Source organism: Pseudoalteromonas sp. BSi20495, from assembly GCF_000241185.1.
Classification (GTDB): Bacteria; Pseudomonadota; Gammaproteobacteria; order Enterobacterales; family Alteromonadaceae; genus Pseudoalteromonas; species Pseudoalteromonas fuliginea.
Genome location: NZ_BADY01000001.1, coordinates 1 through 18,980 on the forward strand (window position 1 = coordinate 1; position 18,980 = coordinate 18,980).

The 18,980-nt window shown below is 39.5% G+C and carries 12 protein-coding genes and 2 pseudogenes; 6 read left to right on the top strand and 8 right to left on the bottom strand.

Annotated features, from left to right (window positions below; all coding sequences use genetic code 11):
• Positions 1-929: 929 nt before the first annotated feature.
• Positions 930-2,567, bottom strand: a complete 1,638-nt coding sequence (locus P20495_RS19895; RefSeq protein ID WP_008133324.1) for an endonuclease — start codon at positions 2,565-2,567, stop codon at positions 930-932.
• A 305-nt stretch (positions 2,568-2,872) separates the two neighbouring features.
• On the opposite strand from P20495_RS19895, the gene P20495_RS19890 reads away from it, so the two are divergent.
• The 4 genes from P20495_RS19890 to P20495_RS19875 all read left to right on the top strand — a co-directional run bounded on the left by P20495_RS19890 (position 2,873) and on the right by P20495_RS19875 (position 7,882).
• A complete protein-coding gene (locus P20495_RS19890; protein ID WP_008133326.1) occupies positions 2,873-4,687 on the top strand; it encodes an assimilatory sulfite reductase (NADPH) flavoprotein subunit in 1,815 nt (604 codons plus the stop codon).
• A gap of 61 nt (positions 4,688-4,748) precedes the next feature.
• Positions 4,749-6,446 carry an assimilatory sulfite reductase (NADPH) hemoprotein subunit gene (gene cysI / locus P20495_RS19885; RefSeq protein ID WP_007376197.1) on the top strand — a complete coding sequence of 566 codons (1,698 nt, stop codon included), beginning with the start codon at positions 4,749-4,751 and terminating at the stop codon, positions 6,444-6,446.
• 42 nt (positions 6,447-6,488) lie between these two features.
• Entirely contained in the window at positions 6,489-7,229 is a 741-nt protein-coding gene (locus P20495_RS19880; RefSeq protein ID WP_007376198.1) for a phosphoadenylyl-sulfate reductase, read from the top strand.
• 131 nt (positions 7,230-7,360) lie between these two features.
• Positions 7,361-7,882 (top strand): DUF4124 domain-containing protein, encoded by a 522-nt coding sequence (locus P20495_RS19875; protein ID WP_008133327.1) that lies wholly within the window; start codon positions 7,361-7,363, stop codon positions 7,880-7,882.
• Between the two features lie 245 nt (positions 7,883-8,127).
• Here the strand turns inward: P20495_RS19875 and acnA are convergent, their stop codons facing one another.
• Both acnA and P20495_RS19865 read right to left on the bottom strand, forming a co-directional pair.
• Positions 8,128-10,872: an aconitate hydratase AcnA gene (gene acnA, locus P20495_RS19870; RefSeq protein WP_008133328.1), complete on the bottom strand. Its 2,745-nt coding sequence runs from the start codon at positions 10,870-10,872 to the stop codon at positions 8,128-8,130.
• Between the two features lie 737 nt (positions 10,873-11,609).
• On the bottom strand, positions 11,610-11,993 hold the full coding sequence (locus P20495_RS19865) for an RNA-binding S4 domain-containing protein (protein WP_008133330.1): 384 nt from the start codon (positions 11,991-11,993) through the stop codon (positions 11,610-11,612).
• Positions 11,994-12,238: 245 nt separating this feature from the next.
• Between P20495_RS19865 and P20495_RS19860 the strand changes: the two genes are divergently transcribed.
• Both P20495_RS19860 and P20495_RS19905 read left to right on the top strand, forming a co-directional pair.
• Positions 12,239-12,526 (top strand): hypothetical protein, encoded by a 288-nt coding sequence (locus P20495_RS19860; protein ID WP_007582180.1) that lies wholly within the window; start codon positions 12,239-12,241, stop codon positions 12,524-12,526.
• A gap of 72 nt (positions 12,527-12,598) precedes the next feature.
• Positions 12,599-13,245: pseudogene (locus tag P20495_RS19905) on the top strand (hypothetical protein).
• Between the two features lie 9 nt (positions 13,246-13,254).
• Here P20495_RS19905 and P20495_RS19855 read toward each other — a convergent pair.
• The 5 genes and pseudogenes from P20495_RS19855 to glnA form a co-directional block, all read right to left on the bottom strand.
• On the bottom strand, positions 13,255-13,713 hold the full coding sequence (locus P20495_RS19855; protein ID WP_008133336.1) for a Crp/Fnr family transcriptional regulator: 459 nt from the start codon (positions 13,711-13,713) through the stop codon (positions 13,255-13,257).
• 29 nt (positions 13,714-13,742) lie between these two features.
• Positions 13,743-15,128, bottom strand: coding sequence for a nitrogen regulation protein NR(I) (ntrC, locus tag P20495_RS19850; protein WP_008133337.1), 1,386 nt, complete (start codon positions 15,126-15,128; stop codon positions 13,743-13,745).
• Positions 15,129-15,142: 14 nt separating this feature from the next.
• Positions 15,143-16,213 carry a nitrogen regulation protein NR(II) gene (glnL, locus tag P20495_RS19845; RefSeq protein ID WP_008133339.1) on the bottom strand — a complete coding sequence of 357 codons (1,071 nt, stop codon included), beginning with the start codon at positions 16,211-16,213 and terminating at the stop codon, positions 15,143-15,145.
• A 238-nt stretch (positions 16,214-16,451) separates the two neighbouring features.
• Positions 16,452-16,980, bottom strand: a pseudogene (locus P20495_RS19840) (DUF4124 domain-containing protein).
• A 114-nt stretch (positions 16,981-17,094) separates the two neighbouring features.
• Positions 17,095-18,501 (bottom strand): glutamate--ammonia ligase, encoded by a 1,407-nt coding sequence (gene glnA, locus P20495_RS19835; protein ID WP_007376208.1) that lies wholly within the window; start codon positions 18,499-18,501, stop codon positions 17,095-17,097.
• Between the last annotated feature and the right edge of the window lie 479 nt (positions 18,502-18,980).

Consider the following 18,980-nt stretch of genomic DNA (forward strand, 5'->3'; position numbering starts at 1 on the left):
GACTAAAGCCGCCTAAACGTTATGCACTTCAGATTTGAATCCGCGTGTAGTTAAAATATTTGTAATTGATTTTATACTTTCTTTTTTAGAAAAAGTTTATATAGAAGCAGACTTATTAATAGCGTAACAAAAACATATAACGGGGAATACCAATAAAATACGATTTTCTAATCGGCCAGCATCTCGTTGCTCTCTATATATTTTCGCCTTGCCTAAAGCTGAAAATTCAACCTCGAAAGATAAACACGCCCTAGTTTTTATATAAGTTAACCTAAACTCTGGATAATAAATTTATCTCGATCAGCTACTTTCAGCGCTAACTGCGTTGAATTTACCTACAATAGGCAGCTATTGGCGCGTAAATTCGTCTTGTTTTCACTGAAAATCTCTAGCTAGAGAAATAAATTTAAATATCACCATGATTCAATACGTTAGTAAATCTCTTAACCAGAGTTCAGGTTAAGTTATTTAAAGTGCTTTACCTCAACTTAACTTGAGCTTTTATGATGTGTTTTTTATTTTAGTAATAAGTGATATGTATACCATTCAAAGTTATTTATAAAGCTTAGGGATTACTCAATACCAGCCATCTATCGAGCAGATACAAAATATTGTGAAATTAGTTCAGCACTCTTTTAAATCACCGAATATATTTACGATAAACGCTCTAGATTGGGCTAATAACAATAAGCGAAAACCATTTACGAGTGCTGAACTTACGTTGCTTTCAGGACTATTGGTTAACGTTGGTTATAAGTTATCAATGTATTCAGCTAAGCAAGTTGTTGTAGTGCATAATCGGCAAAGTCTACTTATTACTTTTGGAGAAAGCGGTTTTAGTACTAAGGATGGCAGTAATGTGGTCTTTCAATAGTGGGTAATAAAAAAGCCTCAGAAAATGCTGAGGCTCTTACTTTGTTTATTCGCTCTTACCAAATCATCTCTACAAATTCAGGATGGTCGATATATGGATTACGATTACCTTGAAATTCATAAGCGGCTTGGTTGCGATCTAACTCCATTTGGCTCACAGGATCACTGTTATGCCAGTTGAGCAGCATGGCTACAACCCAGCTTTCAAATACTTGGTTGCGTGAACCGTTAAGTACTGCGTTGCTTGAGGTAGTTATATTTTGCCAAGAGCCAATTACATTTTCGTAGCGTGTTGCCATATAAAAATAAGCGCGAGCAAAGTCACCTTTAAATTCATCAATTGGCTCAAATACAGTACCTGAGTAATTTAATGAGCTTGTAGCTGAACCTAATTTGCTGCCGTTAGTGGATGTAAATGAAGCACTTGATACTTCACCAAATGGATAGTTACTACGCTTTGAGTTTACATAACCATCGGTTGCGTAAATATGGTGAACATCTGAGTTCATAGGTTCAATAGTGCCGCCAAACCAACTTTTCGGGAATGAATGCTCACGGTTGTAACAGCCGCCTTCTCCACTATAGTTACCGCACTGATCGCTCACGGCTGTATAGTTATAGCTGTCTGAACCGTTTGGCTTTTCGCTATACATATCTAAAATACTATTATCGTTTTCAAAGTATTTATCACGTGCTGATGAATCATAAAAATTCCAAATCGCCGAATAACCCTGTGCATTATGATCTTTAGTAATATTATAAAGCTCAGTTTTCAGCGCATAGCCAGTTAAGCCCTGTGTCGTTACATAATAACCAGTGGGTGTTGGATTAGTTCCGCCAGAGCCATCACCAGGTTCTGTGCCAGAATTTCCTAACTCAAAAGCTGAGCTGTCTGTATTGCTAAAGCTCGCACCGCTGGCAAGAGTGATAGAGCCTTGCTTAAGTGTATAGCTACCATTACCAGTAGAGCAACACATGCCATCACCATAACTATCACTAATTACAAGCGTGTATGCCCCATCAGTTAAGCATATTTGTTCATCATACTGAGTGTTTGACTCATAACCACCACCGTTAGCAATTGAACTACCTTGACTATTATTAATAGACCAACTTGTTTCGCTGCCATAATTATCGGTATTAAGCGTTAGGGTAAGGCTATTGTCAGAACAGCTTGTTGATGAGCCACCATCGCTATTTGGTAAAAAATTATCTACGTAGACAATTTCGCTACCGTCAAATCCACTAACATCATAAAAACGCAGACCCACGTTAATTGTTTTGCTGCTACTTGCTGTGTAGCTATGGCTGATTTTTTGCCATTGATTCGTTTGCGCCTCATTTGAATAGCCTTGGTAACCATCGACATACAAACGGGCTTTAATTTTACCTTCCGTATGGTAAATATCAGCAGAAAAATCGTAAGTTTGACCTGCTTCAACAGCAATTTGCTGTAGTAAATCCGTGTTACTTTGCGAACCAGTTGTTACATTTACAGCAGCAGAGCTACTACCGCTTTTCACTGTGCTAGTTGAGCGTGATAAGTTAATACCGCTATCTATAGTAGTCCATGATGCAGGTGTATTTCCTGACCACTGTTCAAAGCTACCATTAGCTACATTGGCCATTACTGGCAGTGAGCCGAGTAATAAAGCCGTACTAAGTAGTTTGTTTTTATATGTCCCGTATGACATGAGTATTCCTATTTTTTATTTTGAATGAAGAATATACCTTATATTAGTTTAGTTACAAAATTGTTAATTTAAAATTCGATAAAAAGCAATAATAAGTCTTTAATCTGTTTTTGAAGGTAATTTTATAAATTAATAACTAAATGGAATATCAAAGCAGATTCTATTCTTTTTTTATCTATGCAGACCCCGTTATCCTACATACTTAGAAAACCTCAACAGATACACTCTGGATGAGGTAAAACTCATTTTTTAACAATACATAAAGTGTATTGTGTTTAATTTTCAGGGTTATGGGGAATCGATTCATGTTGTTAGGTCAACTAAATGCTGCGGCAAGTCCGCTATCGCAAGAGCAAGTACAGAAGCTGCAAGGTTTAGTGGCTGAACTTAATCCAATTCAACAAGCGTGGGTAAGTGGTTACTTAGCTGCTAATGCTAATTCAGCTGCGCTAGGAGCTCCTATTTCAGGCGCACAGGCTAATGGCGATTCTGCAGCACTAACTATTTTATATGGTTCGCAAACGGGTAATGCAAAAGGTGTCGCTACCAAAATGAAAGAGCAGGCCGAATCACGAGGCCTAGCAGTTAAATTGGTTAGCATGTCTGATTACAAACCAACAGCCCTGAAAAAAGAAAAGTTTTTAACTGTCGTTGTGTCTACTTATGGTGAGGGTGAGCCTCCTGAAGACGGTGAAACACTACATGAATTTTTAGCCACTAAAAAAGCGCCAAAACTAGACGATGTAAAAATAGCCGTTATTGGTTTGGGTGATTCTAGCTATGAGTTTTTCTGTCAAACAGCAAAAGACTTTGAAGAGCGCTTAAATAAACTTGGTGCACAAACTATATATCAACGTGCTGATTTAGATGTAGATTACGAAGATGAAGCTGCAACATGGATCGCCGGTGCACTTGATGCATTTGAACCAGATTTAAAAGTGCAGCAAGGCGCCACTTCGGGGCAAGTAGGATCAATGCCATTTGGCGCACCAACGTCTGCAGCAAGCCAATACACAAAGCAAAACCCATTTGAAGCAGAGCTTTTAACAGTTCAAAAAATTACCGGTCGCGATTCAACCAAAGATGTACGCCACGTTGAAATTTCACTTGAAGGTTCAGACATTACTTATACACCAGGTGATTCATTAGGTGTGTACTTTTTAAATGACGATGTATTAGTTGATGAAGTACTTACACTCACTCAAATAGATGCAGCAAGCATTGTAAAAGTAGGTGATGAAGAGCTAAGCGTACGCGGCGCACTTATTGAAAAACTAGAGCTGACTCAGTCATACCCAGGTTTTGTAGAAAAATACGCAACAGCAACAGGTACGCCTGAATTATTAAAGCTTGTGGAAGATAAAGCTGCAATGCGTGCGTATATTGAACCTCGCCAGATATTTGATGTAATTCGCCAAAATCCAGCAAAAATTGATGCGCAAACATTAGTCGATTGCCTACGTAAGCTGCAAGCTCGCTTGTACTCAATTGCATCTAGCCAAGCAGAGGTTGAAGACGAAGTGCATTTAACTCTAGGCTTAGTTGAGTTTGATGCGTTTGATAGTGAGCACTTAGGTGGTTGTTCAGGTTACTTAACTCGCCGAGCTGAAGAAGGCTGTAAAGTTAAAGTATTTAGCGAACATAACGACAATTTCCGCCTACCAACTAACGATGATACACCGGTGATCATGGTTGGCCCAGGTACGGGCATTGCGCCGTTCCGTGCATTTTTACAAGAGCGTGATGCGCGTGAAGCACAAGGTAAAAATTGGTTGTTTTTTGGTAACCCACATTTCACTCAAGACTTTTTATACCAAGTAGAAATACAGGGTTATTTAAAATCGGGCCTACTTAATAAAGTAGATGTTGCATTTAGCCGCGACCAAGCAGAAAAAGTATACGTGCAAGACAAGTTGCGCAGTAACAGTAAAGACGTGTTTGAATGGTTAGAAGCTGGCGCTCATTTTTACATTTGTGGTGATGCAAATCGCATGGCAAAAGATGTACACAGCGCCTTGGTCGATATCATCAAAGAAAACACAGGCAAGAGCGATGAAGACGCAGAGCAATACTTAAAAGATTTGCGTAGCGCAAACCGCTATCAGAAAGACGTGTATTAATCACGTTTCTTATTTTATTTAACAGCTAACAGCCGTCACTGTAACAAATTTAGGATTTAAAATGAGCGAACAAGATAAAAACGTAAAGCTTTCTGATAACGAGCGTTTGAAAAGAGAAAGTAACTTTTTACGTGGCACCATAGAACAAGATTTAAAAGACGAAATTACCGGTGGCTTTACCGCTGATAACTTTCAGCTAATACGTTTTCACGGTATGTACCAACAAGATGACCGTGATATACGTGGTGAGCGTGCTAAGCAAAAGCTAGAGCCCCTACATAATGTAATGTTACGTGCACGTATGCCTGGCGGTATTATCAAGCCAGAGCAGTGGTTAGCAATTGATAAGTTTGCTGATGAAAAAACAAGCTACGGCAGCATCCGTTTAACAACGCGTCAAACGTTTCAGTTTCATGGTGTGCTAAAGCCAAACATCAAAGGCATGCACCAAATGCTTGATAGCGTGGGCATAGACTCTATTGCTACCGCAGGTGATGTTAACCGTAATGTGCTTTGTACTACTAACCCAGTTGAGTCTGAGCTACATCAAGAGGCTTACGATTGGGCTACAAAGATTTCTGAGCATTTATTACCAAAAACAAAAGCGTATGCCGAAATTTGGTTAAATGGCGAAAAAGCGCAAACCACGGAAGAGCCAATTTTAGGATCTAACTATTTACCGCGTAAGTTTAAAACAACGGTAACAATTCCGCCTAATAACGAAGTTGATATACACGCTAACGATTTAAACTTTGTGGCTATTGCTGATAACGGCAAGCTTGTTGGTTTTAACGTATTAGTGGGCGGTGGCCTTGCCATGACGCACGGCGATACAGCAACTTATCCGCGTAAAGCCGATGACTTTGGTTTTATACCGCTAGAAGATACCTTAAAAATTGCAGAGCATGTTGTATCTGTGCAGCGCGATTGGGGTAATCGTTCAAATCGTAAAAATGCAAAAACTAAATACACATTAGACCGTGTAGGCGTTGATGTATTTAAAGCTGAAGTAGAAGCGCGTTCAGGCGTTACGTTTGCGCCAAGTCGCCCGTTTGAGTTTACTCATCGTGGCGATCGTATTGGTTGGGTTGAAGGCATTGATGGTAAGCACCACTTAACATTATTTATTCAAAGCGGTCGTATTTTAGACTACCCAGACAAACCGCTTAAAACCGGTTGTCGTAAAATCGCTGAAATTCACCAAGGTGATATGCGCATGACGGCTAATCAAAACTTAATTATTGCCGGTGTGCCTGCAGATCAAAAAGCGGTAATTGAAGAAATCGCCCGTAGTCATGGCTTAATTGATGACACCGATTCGCAGCAGCGTAAAAATTCAATGGCGTGTGTTTCACTACCAACGTGCCCACTTGCAATGGCCGAAGCAGAGCGTTACTTACCAAGCCTAGTAGAAAAAACTGAAGCATTACTTGCAAAGCACGGTATACCAGATGACAGCATTATTATGCGCGTTGTAGGTTGCCCGAACGGCTGTGGCCGCGCAATGCTTGCTGAAGCTGGTTTAGTAGGTAAAGGTCCTGGTAAGTACAACGTTTACTTAGGTGGTAATTTAGAAGGCACACGTATTCCTAAATTGTACCTTGAGAACGTAGGCGAAGATGTTTACCTAGACGCATTTGATAAGCTAATTGGCCAGTGGGCTAAAGAGCGCAACGACGGTGAGTGTTTTGGTGACTTTGTTATTCGCAAAGGCATTGTTGCTGAAGTAAAAGTATCAGTAACCGATTTTCACGCTTAATTAAATACCAGCGCTAAGCGCTGGTGAGGTTTGGAATTTACCATGAGTGAATTTAAAAACATTTTACAGCTAGATAAACAAAGCCAAGCGGCTATGTTAGCTGATGCTAATGGTTTACTAGCAAATATGAGCGCAGAACAGCGTGTTGCATGGGCGCTTGATAACTTGCCTAATACGGCCTTTTTATCATCTAGCTTTGGTATTCAAGCGGCAGTAATGCTGCATTTAATGACCTCACAACGTCCAGATATTCCTGTTGTCTTAACCGACACAGGTTATTTGTTTCCTGAAACGTATCAGTTTATTGAGCAAATGAGCGAGCGCTTATCACTTAATTTAAAGGTGTATAGAGCGCAGCTTAGTCCTGCATGGCAGGAGGCTAAATTTGGTAAATTATGGGAGCAAGGCGAAGGTGGAATTAAGCAATATAATCAGCTTAATAAAGTAGAGCCAATGACCCGTGCGTTAAAAGAAATAGAAGCGGGTACTTGGTTTAGTGGCTTAAGACGCGATCAATCATCTACACGTGCAGATAAACAGTTTGTAGAAATTAGTCGTGGCACAGTTAAAGTGTACCCGATTATTGAATGGTCGAATCGCGATGTGTATCAGTATCTTACTAAGCATGACTTACCTTATCACCCATTATGGGAGCAAGGTTATGTGTCGATGGGAGATGTACACACTACGCGTAAATTAGAGCCGGGTATGACAGAAGAAGAAACTCGTTTCTTTGGTTTAAATCGTGAGTGTGGGTTACACATTGATGGCGATGGTATTTAACGCGGCACACGTATAGCTAAATCGAAAATAAAAATGCAGCTTCGGCTGCTTTTTTATTGTGAAAAAATTGCCGGATTAAGTATTTTTAATTAGACTCAAAGGATAAAGGATTAATTTAAAGCAGGAACGCTATGAAATACTTTGCCTATTTAGCAATATCAATCATGACTATTGCGCTCATATCTTTATTTTATTTAAAAAAGCCCGATGGTAAAACATGGCTTTCAGTGTCATCAATGAGTGACAAGTCGCACCATATTAAAGAAAAAATAGTGACGCTCACCGGTAATACATTTGATAATGCTGTACATAACGTAAAGCAAGCAAGCGAAAAAATAGTGAGCTCTACAGCCTCAAATAGTAAAATTTTTAAATGGCAAGATGGCACAGGTCAATGGCATTTTTCAGACACGCCAAATCCGCATGCAAAAAGCATTGAGGTTAAACTCAATCCAAAAGATATTACAGTTATTGCCGCAGAAGATACGTCTATTTTAAATAACACTCCAAAAGTATCAAGTATGTCAGCAGCATCAGAAACAATAAGTATTTTAGATCCTGATTCTGTTCAAAAGTTATTTGAAGATGCAGGGAGCGTACAAGATAAACTTGAAAAACGTAACAAAGAAATTAATAGCTTAAGCGGTCTATAATAAAGCTAAGGTTTTTATAGACACGTCGCGATAACGTTTCTCGGCTTCCATGAATAATATGGTTAAATATATCTTTGTCGAAGTGGCAATAGTACCCCTATAGCAATATATGCAGCCGCGACCATTATCCCCTTAATATCATGCTCGACAGTAAAGTAGCTCGATATAATCAACGTATGGCCAGTCACAAAAAGGCCTCCCTTTATTAAAAGGGAGGCCGTTGCTATTTTTAAAACATACTTTGCTTAATCGAGCATATTACGCAGTACATATTGTAAAATGCCGCCGTGTTTGTAGTAATCCCACTCTTTAGGGGTATCAATACGTACATCGGCACTTAAGCTAACTTTTTTACCTTCAGCATTGGTTGCAATAACGGTGACTTCATCGGTTTTATCATACAAGCCATCAATATCAAATTGCTCTTGCCCTGTTAGCCCATGTGACTCGTAGCTTTCACCTTCTTTAAATTGCAGCGGTAATACACCCATACCAATTAAGTTAGAGCGATGAATTCGCTCGTAGCTTTGCGCTACAACCGCTTTAACGCCTAATAAAAGAGAACCTTTAGCTGCCCAGTCGCGAGATGATCCCGTACCGTACTCTTTACCGGCCAAAATAATTAACGGAGTTCCGTTTTTTTGATACTCCATAGCTGCATCATAAATACTTGCTAAGTCATTTTCTGGCTGGGTACGTGTTACACCGCCTTCAGTTCCCGGTGCTAATAAGTTTTTAAGGCGAACGTTGGCGAAAGTACCGCGCATCATTACTTCGTGATTACCACGGCGTGAACCGTACGAGTTAAACTGGCCTTTATCTACGCCGTTTTCTTGCAGGTATAAACCTGCTGGCGCGTCAGCTTTAATAGCGCCCGCCGGAGAAATATGGTCAGTGGTTACTGAATCCCCAAGCTTAGCTAGACAGCGCGCACCTTCAATCGTCGGAATGCCCGGTGGTTCTACTTTAATGCCATCAAAAAAGGGTGCTTTTTTAATGTAGGTTGATGCATCGTCCCAATCATAAAGTTTACCATCAGGTATTTGAATTTGCTGCCAGCGGCTGTCACCTTCATAAACGTTAGCGTAGCTTCTTGCGAACATTTCTTTAGTCACTGTTTCTTTAACTAAGTCACTAACCTCTTTAACGCTTGGCCAAATGTTTTTAAGGTAAATATCGTTGCCGTTAGGATCTTGCGCGAGAGGTTCGTTATATACGTCAATATCTGTTCTACCTGCAATAGCGTATGCAACAACAAGCGGAGGAGACGCTAAAAAGTTCATCTTAACGTCTTGGTGAATACGCCCTTCAAAGTTACGGTTACCTGATAAAATAGAGCTGACCACTAGTTTATGTTTTTGAATCGCGTCTGATATTTCAGTTGCAAGTGGCCCTGAATTACCAATACACGTCGTACAGCCATAGCCTACTAAATTAAAGCCTAGACTTTCTAGGTCGTCCATCAAGCCTGCTTTTTCTAAGTAGTCGGTAACTACTTTAGAGCCAGGTGCAAGGGATGTTTTAACCCAAGGTTTTACATTAATACCTAATTGCTTCGCTTTTTTAGCGACCAAACCTGCGGCTAAAATTACACTCGGGTTCGAGGTGTTAGTACAACTGGTTATAGCGGCAATAACACATGCGCCATCGTTTAGCTCAAACTCTTGCCCTTTAAATTTAACTTTAGCGGCGCCCATAAACTGCGCTTCATCAACAGGTTCATCGGGGTTTGTTGCCGGGCCTTCACTTTCGATACGCGCTTGTTCTTCATCGCTTTTATCACGACGAGCCATACGCTCATCTTGAAAGCCTTTTAAATGCTCGCTAATAACTTTGCCAGCCTCATTTAAGGCAATTCTGTCTTGAGGACGTTTAGGTCCTGCAAGGCTTGGTACAACATCATCTAATTTAAGCTCGAGTGTGTCGGTGTAATTAGCTTCGTCGCCATCGTTACGCCATAAGCCTTGGTGCTTAGCGTAATCTTCAATGAGTTTAAGTTGCTTCTCATCGCGGTTTGTTAAGCGGAGATAGTTAATGGTTTCATCATCAATCGGAAAAATACCACACGTAGCGCCGTACTCTGGTGCCATGTTAGCTATGGTTGCTCTATCAGCGAGTGGTAAATCGGCAAGACCGTCGCCATAAAACTCGACAAATTTACCCACTACACCATGATTACGTAATATCTCTGTTACTGTTAATACTAAATCAGTTGCGGTGGTCCCTTCAGGTAGGCGGCCGCTTAGCTTCATACCCACTACTTGTGGGATGAGTAAGCTAATTGGCTGCCCAAGCATTGCTGCTTCGGCTTCAATACCGCCTACACCCCAACCAAGCACACCTAAACCATTAATCATAGTGGTGTGAGAGTCAGTCCCTACAAGCGTATCTGGGTAAGCGAACTTTTTGCCATCGCGCTCTTCATTAAAAACAACGCGCGCTAAATATTCTAAATTCACTTGGTGAACAATACCGGTTGCGGGTGGCACTACTTTTAAATTATCAAAAGCGGTTTGCCCCCAACGCAAAAATTCGTAACGTTCTTTATTTCGGTCGTATTCAAGCTTTGCATTTAAATCAAAAGCACCCTCGTTACCATAGCCATCTACCTGTACCGAATGGTCGATCACAAGTTCAGCAGGCGATAACGGGTTTATTTTTGCAGGGTCCCCACCTAATTTTTCCATTGCGTCACGCATTGCGGCTAAATCAACAATAGCGGGTACGCCTGTAAAATCTTGCATAACAACACGGGCGGGAGTAAAGGCAACTTCAGATGCAGGCTTTGCTTGAGGATCCCAATTAAGCAGAGCTTGAATGTCTTGTTCTTTAATGTTTGCGCCATCTTCGTTACGAAGGAGGTTTTCGAGTAATACTTTTAAGGAAAAGGGCAATCGTTTTGCTTTGTCACCAAGTCCTTTTAGAGAATGAATATGGTATTGCTCACCATTAATTGTGAGCTGATGTTGGGTGTCGAAACTATTATTCATTATTTGCCCCTTTATGAATTATAAAAATATTTTGAAGAGTGACCTCTGTAGTGCTTGAGTTGCAAAGTACATACCAGCGTAAAAAACCGTACTTAGAGAACGAAATTTATACAGTTACCATGATAGAGATGATGCTGAAAACTTTATTTTCAAGGATGATTTAAAAGAGGGAGGGGGCCAAACGTTATTCGGCCCATACTGATACCTACTTGATTAAAAAAATGATCATTTTATCGCATTAAATAGCGCACTCACTGCGTTAAAAATTATTTTTATAGAACAACTATATATCGTAATTTCGCCTCGTGATTACGCTATTTTCTTAGCGTTATAATAGCCCACTAATTTAATGCAATTGGTATAATTACTGTAACCAGCCTTGTTGCGTAACTTTAACACTCACACAAAGTAAAACCGGCCAAAAGTGCCTATTAATACGGCAATAGTAAATGTAATGGTTAACTAAATAGGAATGTTAGAATGCGCAGCTTATTGATTTATAGTTGGTTTAATTATTATCTTGGGAGTCATCATCTGCATAAAAAATACAATAACGCCAAGTAAGTTCCATACGAGTTGACGCCCATACAGCAGGTTTAAACCAATGTTGGGATGTATTGACAGGCATGTAACCACCTTATTTTTATTATTTACTAACACGCCCTAGGTTATTGAAGAGTAAAAAGGCCAACTATATAAGTTGGCCTTTTTATATAAAAAGAGGGGGTTTTAAACACTTAACCAAATGAAATAGGACGACGTCCTGTTTTGTCATCTACTTTTGGCTTTTTAGTTCGCTTACGCTTACTTTTAGCAGGCTGAACTGTTGGTTGAGAGACCGCCGGCTTTGGTTCAGTGTGAGTTTGTACAGCAGGTTTTTCTGCAGGGATTGCATCCGCACTTAGTGATAGTTGAAAAAACTCACCATCAAACTCTAACACATCACCACTGTATAATTTTTTCCGTTTAATTGTACAAATTTCATGGTTAACACCCACATAGCCTTCAGTTATTAGGTTTTTAGCTTGGCCGCCACCTTCAACTAAGTTTAGTACTTTTAATAATTTACAGAGCTCAATCGGCTCTTCTTCTAATTCTATTTCTATGTATTCTTCGTTCATATTTGCTCTCGGTGGGGTAACGCACAAGCTTTAGTATAAAGGCTTGCAGCTACTTTTGCACCAAAGCAAGTGACTTTAGCTAATTGTAATAGGTAAATAGTTATGAAAGTTTTTATGTATTTTGTCTGTCTTTAAAAAAACTGAAGCAATTGAAGGTTAAGCTTTGCAGCAGTTAATTTTACGTATGGCCTGCTAATTGCTAAAACTTTGGCGGAATAAATATTTTTCATTAAATGGAGTAGGAAATGGGCGTAAGATTAGCAATGAAAAAAGAGCTAATGGGATTAGATAATTCAGGTATGTTAACTGCTGACGATGTTAGAGAGCACCTTGCTAATTCTGTAAAAAAGCAAGCTGATCAAGATGAGCGCGGTTTTTCTGTAATTTCAAAATTCAATGATACCCATAGCCGTTTAGTTAGTGGTGATGCCACGAGAAAAACAAAACTTGAATTTGAACGTCATCGTTTGTTTAAAGAAGTTTTATATACTCGCAAAAGTGTTGATGCTTGGTTAGATAGCCAAACAAATTAAATTGCCATAAATAGTTACCTTTAATAGACTACAATTGTAATCAAAAGGGGTAACTATGAAAAATGGATTTTAATATGTGTGTTGGCATTACTATTAGCTGCGTGCCAACAACCTACCGTGTATGTATTTAGTGAAAACTTGCAAGATGAACAGCGCAATCAGCTCGATGCTGCGCTAAAAGCACAATCGCTCCCTTATGAATATGTTGAGCTGCAAATTCAATCACCAAAGTTCAACACGCCCTAATATTATCAAGCGACAAAATTTACCCAAAAGAGACTGAGAAGTTAGCTACTATTATGCAGGGGCTAGGTTACGAGCCACAAGTTAACTATACAACTCGTTCAAATCATTTTTATGGTGATAGCAATATAGGATTTTATCTAAAAAATGCAGTGGCGGGTACAACCTTTGTTATGTCTAAAAAGTTACGAACAACTCAATGTAGCGAAGACAAGTACAATGATTTAGCGGTCAAATTTGCAAATGAACATGTTGAATTTACACTACCAAGTGGCGCAATAGTTAGGCTGAGTTGGGAGTATTTATATGGTTATCTTGTTATTTATTACAAAAATCATTCGCAAACATACAGTCACTCACAACCACTTATAAATACGCCCTTTGGCGCAAAACCATCCGATACTTTCAGGTTTATAGCTCACGTTAATAACCCCAACTGGCTTGATTGCTCACTACAAATTGTTTATATGGACTGAGTGATAGAGTTAACCGTGGGTTTCTATATGCTCACTTAGTTTTGCAATTCGTTCGCTCATGCCCTCGATAATACGGTCTTTAATTTTTTCACGTATAACATTAGGTAAACGAGTCAATGCTTCAGGAGTTATAGCGAGTACGATAGTGTCGCTTTTAGCTTGGGCATTGGTACTTCTTTGTCTGTTACCAATAAAGGCGCCTTCACCTATAAATTCACCGGGCTCAATAGTACCTAGTTCTAATAAGTGATTATGCTTAAAGACTAAAAGGGCGCCACTTAGTACAATGTATAAATGTTTGTCGTTATCAAACTGCTTAAATAAAAATTGCTGTTGGTTAACTAAATACAACAGGCCAAACGATTCTAATAATATTTGACGTTCGTTGAGCGTAAACTCTTTAAAAAAGTGTAGCCTGTTTATAATTTCCATTTGTTTGAATAATGGAATATGTTCGATTAGCTTCATCAATAACCAAATTTGTTAGACACGTTTAATTAGCTAATATTGCGCTCTTTTAACTTACGGGTCAACGTGTTGCGTCCCCAGCCAATTTTTATAGCTGCATCTTGTTTATGGCCAGAACAATTGGCGAGAGCTGTTTTTATTAGCCGAGTTTCTAGTTGTGCTTGAATATCGGGCCAAATATTTTCTTTGCCTTGTTTAAGTTCGTGGTTAAGCCATTGTTGAAATGCATCAAGCCAATCACCTTCCTCTTGAATTGGCGAGGCATCAAGGATCTCAGGTGGTAAATCTTGTTCTGTAACAAGTTCACCTGGCGCCATCACAGTAAGCCAACGACACGTATTTTCGAGCTGACGTACATTACCGGGCCAATTAAAGAGTTTAAGCTGCTCTGTTGCTTTAGGGCTGAGTACTTTGCTTTCTACTTGTAAGTCTTTAGCGCTTTTGTGCAAAAAATGTTGCGACAAGCGATCAATATCTTCAGTGCGCTCCCGAAGAGCTGGCAAGCGTAGGCGTACTACGTTTAAACGATGAAATAAATCATCCCTAAATTTACCTTGTTTAACTAAGTCTTCCAGATTTTGATGCGTAGCTGCAATAATGCGTACATCCACCTTTATGCTTTGATGCCCGCCCACACGATAAAATTCACCATCGGCAAGCACGCGCAATAAACGTGTTTGCACATCAAGAGGCATATCACCAATTTCATCTAAAAAAAGCGTGCCGCCATTGGCTTGTTCAAAACGCCCTTTACGCACACTATCAGCGCCCGTAAATGCGCCTTTTTCGTGGCCAAATAATTCTGACTCAACAAGTTCTTTTGGAATTGCGGCCATGTTAAGTGCAATAAATTGATTTTCTTTACGTGGACTATGATTATGTAAGGCGCTGGCGACCAGTTCTTTGCCTGTGCCAGACTCACCATTTATTAATACACTCATGCTAGAGGCTGACAGTTTACCTATTGCTCTAAATACCTCTTGCATAGCGGGTGCTTCACCAATTATGTGTGCACTTTTAGGTGGGGCCTGCTTACGTTTAGTTTTTTTTGTAGAGTTTGCTCTAAATGCACTTTCAACAAGAGCAACCGCTTCGTTTAAATCAAACGGTTTAGCTAAATACTCAAAAGCACCTTTTTGAAAGGCATTAACGGCCGAATCTAAATCTGAGTGCGCGGTCATTATAATAACCGGTAGCCCAGGGTTTTGCTCTGCAATAAGCTCAAGTAAAGCCATGCCATCCATGCCAGGCATTTTTACATCAGACACCAAAACAGCTGGTTGGCTAAACTTTAATGCACTTAATACATCTTGCGCATTAGCAAAGCTTTCCGTGTTAAACCCTGCTCGGGTAAGTGCCTTTTCAAGTACAAAGCGAATTGAGGCATCATCATCTACAAGCCAAACTGTTTTCATGCAAACTCCAAACATTAATCTGCAAAGGGCAGATAGATATTAAATTCAGTATGTCCAGGCCAGCTATCACATTCAATATAGCCGTCATGCTGATCAATAAGCGTTTGCGCAATAGAAAGTCCAAGTCCTGAACCACCTTCTTTATTGGTGATCATCGGGTAGAACAATGTTTCGCGTATGCTGTGGTCAATGCCTGGTCCGTTATCAGATATTTGGATCAACAAGGCTTTTTTAGGTGCTTTACCTGGGCGACGATGTTGATGGTTTATGCGGGTTTTTATTTTTATTTCACCGCCATCAACGAGCGCCTGTTGGGCATTTCGAACAATGTTTAATACGACTTGTTGTATTTTGCCTTGGTCAATATATACATCAGGAATACTCGGGTCATAATCCTTCACTAAGCCAATATTAGAACAATTATCTAACGTACTTAGCCTGACAACCGACTCTAGGGTTTGATGAATATTGCCATAAGACTTTTGCGGTAGCTGATTTGGCCCTAAGAGCCTATCTACTAATTCGCGCAATCTATCTGCTTGCTCAATGATAAGCTCAGCGCATTGGTCTCTTTCTTGTTGATCAACTTCATACTGCAATAACTGCGCCGCTCCGCGAATTCCACCTAAAGGATTTTTAATTTCGTGCGCTAAGCCACGAATTAAGTTTCGTGCAGCTTGATATTGATGCATTTGGTTTGATGCTTGGTCGTGCTTTATTTCATCATCTGTTTGGCGCCATTCTAATAATATATATAACGTGTCTTTAAATTTAAGCTGTCTTGAGCTGACTGCTACCTTGGCATGACGAGAGTCGCTAAAAACCACGTCAGCTCTATGTTGCTGGCAATCAACGCCATCAATTAATGAATACTGTTCAATACGTTTCAAGTCAATAGAATGGTAATTAAAAAGGCTATCGAAAGGTTGATCTAACAAGCGTTTAGTACCAAGACCAAGTAACTCACTCGTACTGGTATTAGCATAAACAACAGTAAATTTTTTATCGAGCAACATGACCGCTGTTGTTTGGTTTTGCCAGATAGCGTCAAGCAGTTCTGGGCTGAAAATTTCATTATTAATCATAGTTGCACCATTTTAGTGCGCTAATATTTGCAGGCAATTAATATTAATAAAATGCACTGCTGCGCCTCAGTTTTAAACTTAAATTTAGTTCTTGAATGTTATACCAATCTGCTTAATTAAGTGAGCTATTTTGAGGTATGAAAACCGTGTCGATAACAGGGCAAAAAATTCGTTATTTAGTTGTTCTATATCAGAAATTTTTAACACAGTTAGCGTCAAGCTTAAGCCCTCAAATTGATCAAGTATTATTGCGGATTGGTATTAAGCCCTTTCTGCGCATAAAAAACACATAAGGTTGGCTCACGGCAATAATTTGGTTTTTATTATTCAACAGCTTTACTTGCAATGTATGTTCACCGCGTTCAACATCTTTTATAGCAAAGGTTGAATCATGACTAGCAGGGCCATGTGTTTGACCATCAACAAACAGCTGTATTGTTAACCCACTTTCGAACCGTGGTGTTATACGGCTGGTAACATATACCGTGCCTGTATTTTCATGAATTGTCTGATTATGCTCTGGTGACAAAATAGCAATGTTAAACGCTGCTTCTTGGGGTTGAGGTTGGTTATTTAAAATATAAGTATTGGTCGCAGGCATTGTAAGGTGCTGACTTGTAAGCTTTACCTCCGTCGCGCCTTTATGCGGTGTATCTGAGAACACTAACACGCCATTTTTATCTTCCCAAGCGTATATTTTTTTCAGCAGCATAGCCATAATTACTTAATCCTAAAGTAATTGTTAGTAATAAAGTGTAATTATTCACTCGGCGGTCCTGCGTTTTAGAGTAACTTTACTCTAGTGGAGATTGCTTTGATTTACCATTAAAAAAGCCCGCAGAGCAGCGGGCTTGAGAACACACATATTTTTTACAGCTTAATTAACAGCTGTAGTACATTTCAAACTCAACTGGGTGAGTTGTCATGTTAAGTTTTTCAACTTCTTTAGATTTAAGTGAGATATAAGCATCAATTAAATCATCAGTGAATACACCACCTTGAGTTAAGAATTCACGGTCTGCGCTAAGTGCAGATAGTGCTTCGTCAAGTGATGCTGCAACCGTTGGAATTTCTGCTGCTTCTTCAGCTGGTAAGTCGTATAAATCTTTATCCATAGCATCGCCAGGGTGGATCTTGTTTTTGATACCATCAAGGCCAGCCATAAGCATTGCTGAGAAAGCAAGGTATGGGTTAGCAGTTGGATCTGGGAAGCGTACTTCAATACGACGACCTTTTTCAGATGGAACCACTGGGATACGAATTGATGCAGAACGGTTACGTGCAGAGTATGCAAGCATAACTGGTGCTTCAAAACCTGGTACTAAACGCTTGTACGAGTTAGTAGAGGCATTTGCAAAAGCATTGATTGCTTTAGCATGCTTAATGATGCCGCCAATGTAGTAAAGTGCATCTTCAGAAAGACCGCCGTACTTATCACCAGCAAAAAGGTTTACACCATCTTTAGCAAGTGACTGGTGACAATGCATACCAGAGCCGTTATCACCAACAACTGGCTTAGGCATAAACGTTGCTGTTTTACCGTATAAGTGAGCCATGTTATGGATAACATATTTCATTTCTTGAATTTCATCCGCCTTTAATACCATTGTATTAAAGCGGGTAGCGATTTCGTTTTGACCTGCTGTTGCTACTTCGTGGTGATGTGCTTCTACTACTTGGCCCATTTCTTCTAGCACTAGACACGTAGCTGAACGCCAATCTTGGAAGTCATCAACTGGAGCAACTGGGAAGTAACCGCCTTTAACACCTGGACGGTGACCTGTGTTGCCATCTGCATATTCTTTATCTGAGTTCCAAGCAGCTTGCTTAGAATCAATTTTATACATAGAACCAGACATGTCTGATTTGTATTTAACATCATCAAATACGAAAAATTCTGGCTCTGGGCCAAATAACACAGTGTCTGCAATACCAGTTGAACGCATGTAATCTTCAGCACGCTTAGCAACTGAGCGTGGGTCACGTTCATAACCTTGAAGTGTTGAAGGTTCAACAACGTCACAACGAACAATTAGTGTTGTTTCTTCTGTGAAAGGGTCTAATTTGATAGAGTCTGCATCTGGTAATAAAACCATGTCTGACTCATTAATGCCTTTCCAACCAGCGATTGAAGAACCATCGAACATTTTACCGTCTTCGAAAAAATCTTCATCAACTTGATGATGAGGAATAGAAACATGTTGTTCTTTACCTTTAGTGTCAGTAAAGCGTAAATCAATGAACTTAACGTCATTTTCTTTAATAAAATCTAAAACCGATTGTGACATGTGTCCTCCAAGTGTGGGGTTTTGTTATTGCTGCATAATTGCTTTAGCATTTATTAAGCTGATTTTGTGCCATTTTTATAACTGCATGTTTATAAATTAAAAAAAATAAGTTGTTATAAAATCCAGCATAGTGGCGCACTAGTTTGGTGCGTAAAATATCCCTTTTGGTGCAATATTTACATGGTGCAATTTGCTGATAATTTAATCGCTTAAAATTAGCATAAACTAAATGCAAAAGAGTACCAAAAAGATCGGAAAAATAGCCAAAATGGCTGTTTTTCGAAAAAATATCGAAATTTAATTCATATAATTGTCATATATAAAACAGATACTTAGTGAAAGTATTGAGAAAGTTTTAAAATTTGTATTGGATAAACTTTCATCCATGTCATTAATGAGGGATAATATGCGCCCTTTTAAATCCTATGCTTGGACATCTCGTGAAAACGCAGATGAGTGCGTAGATCTTGCAGGATCAT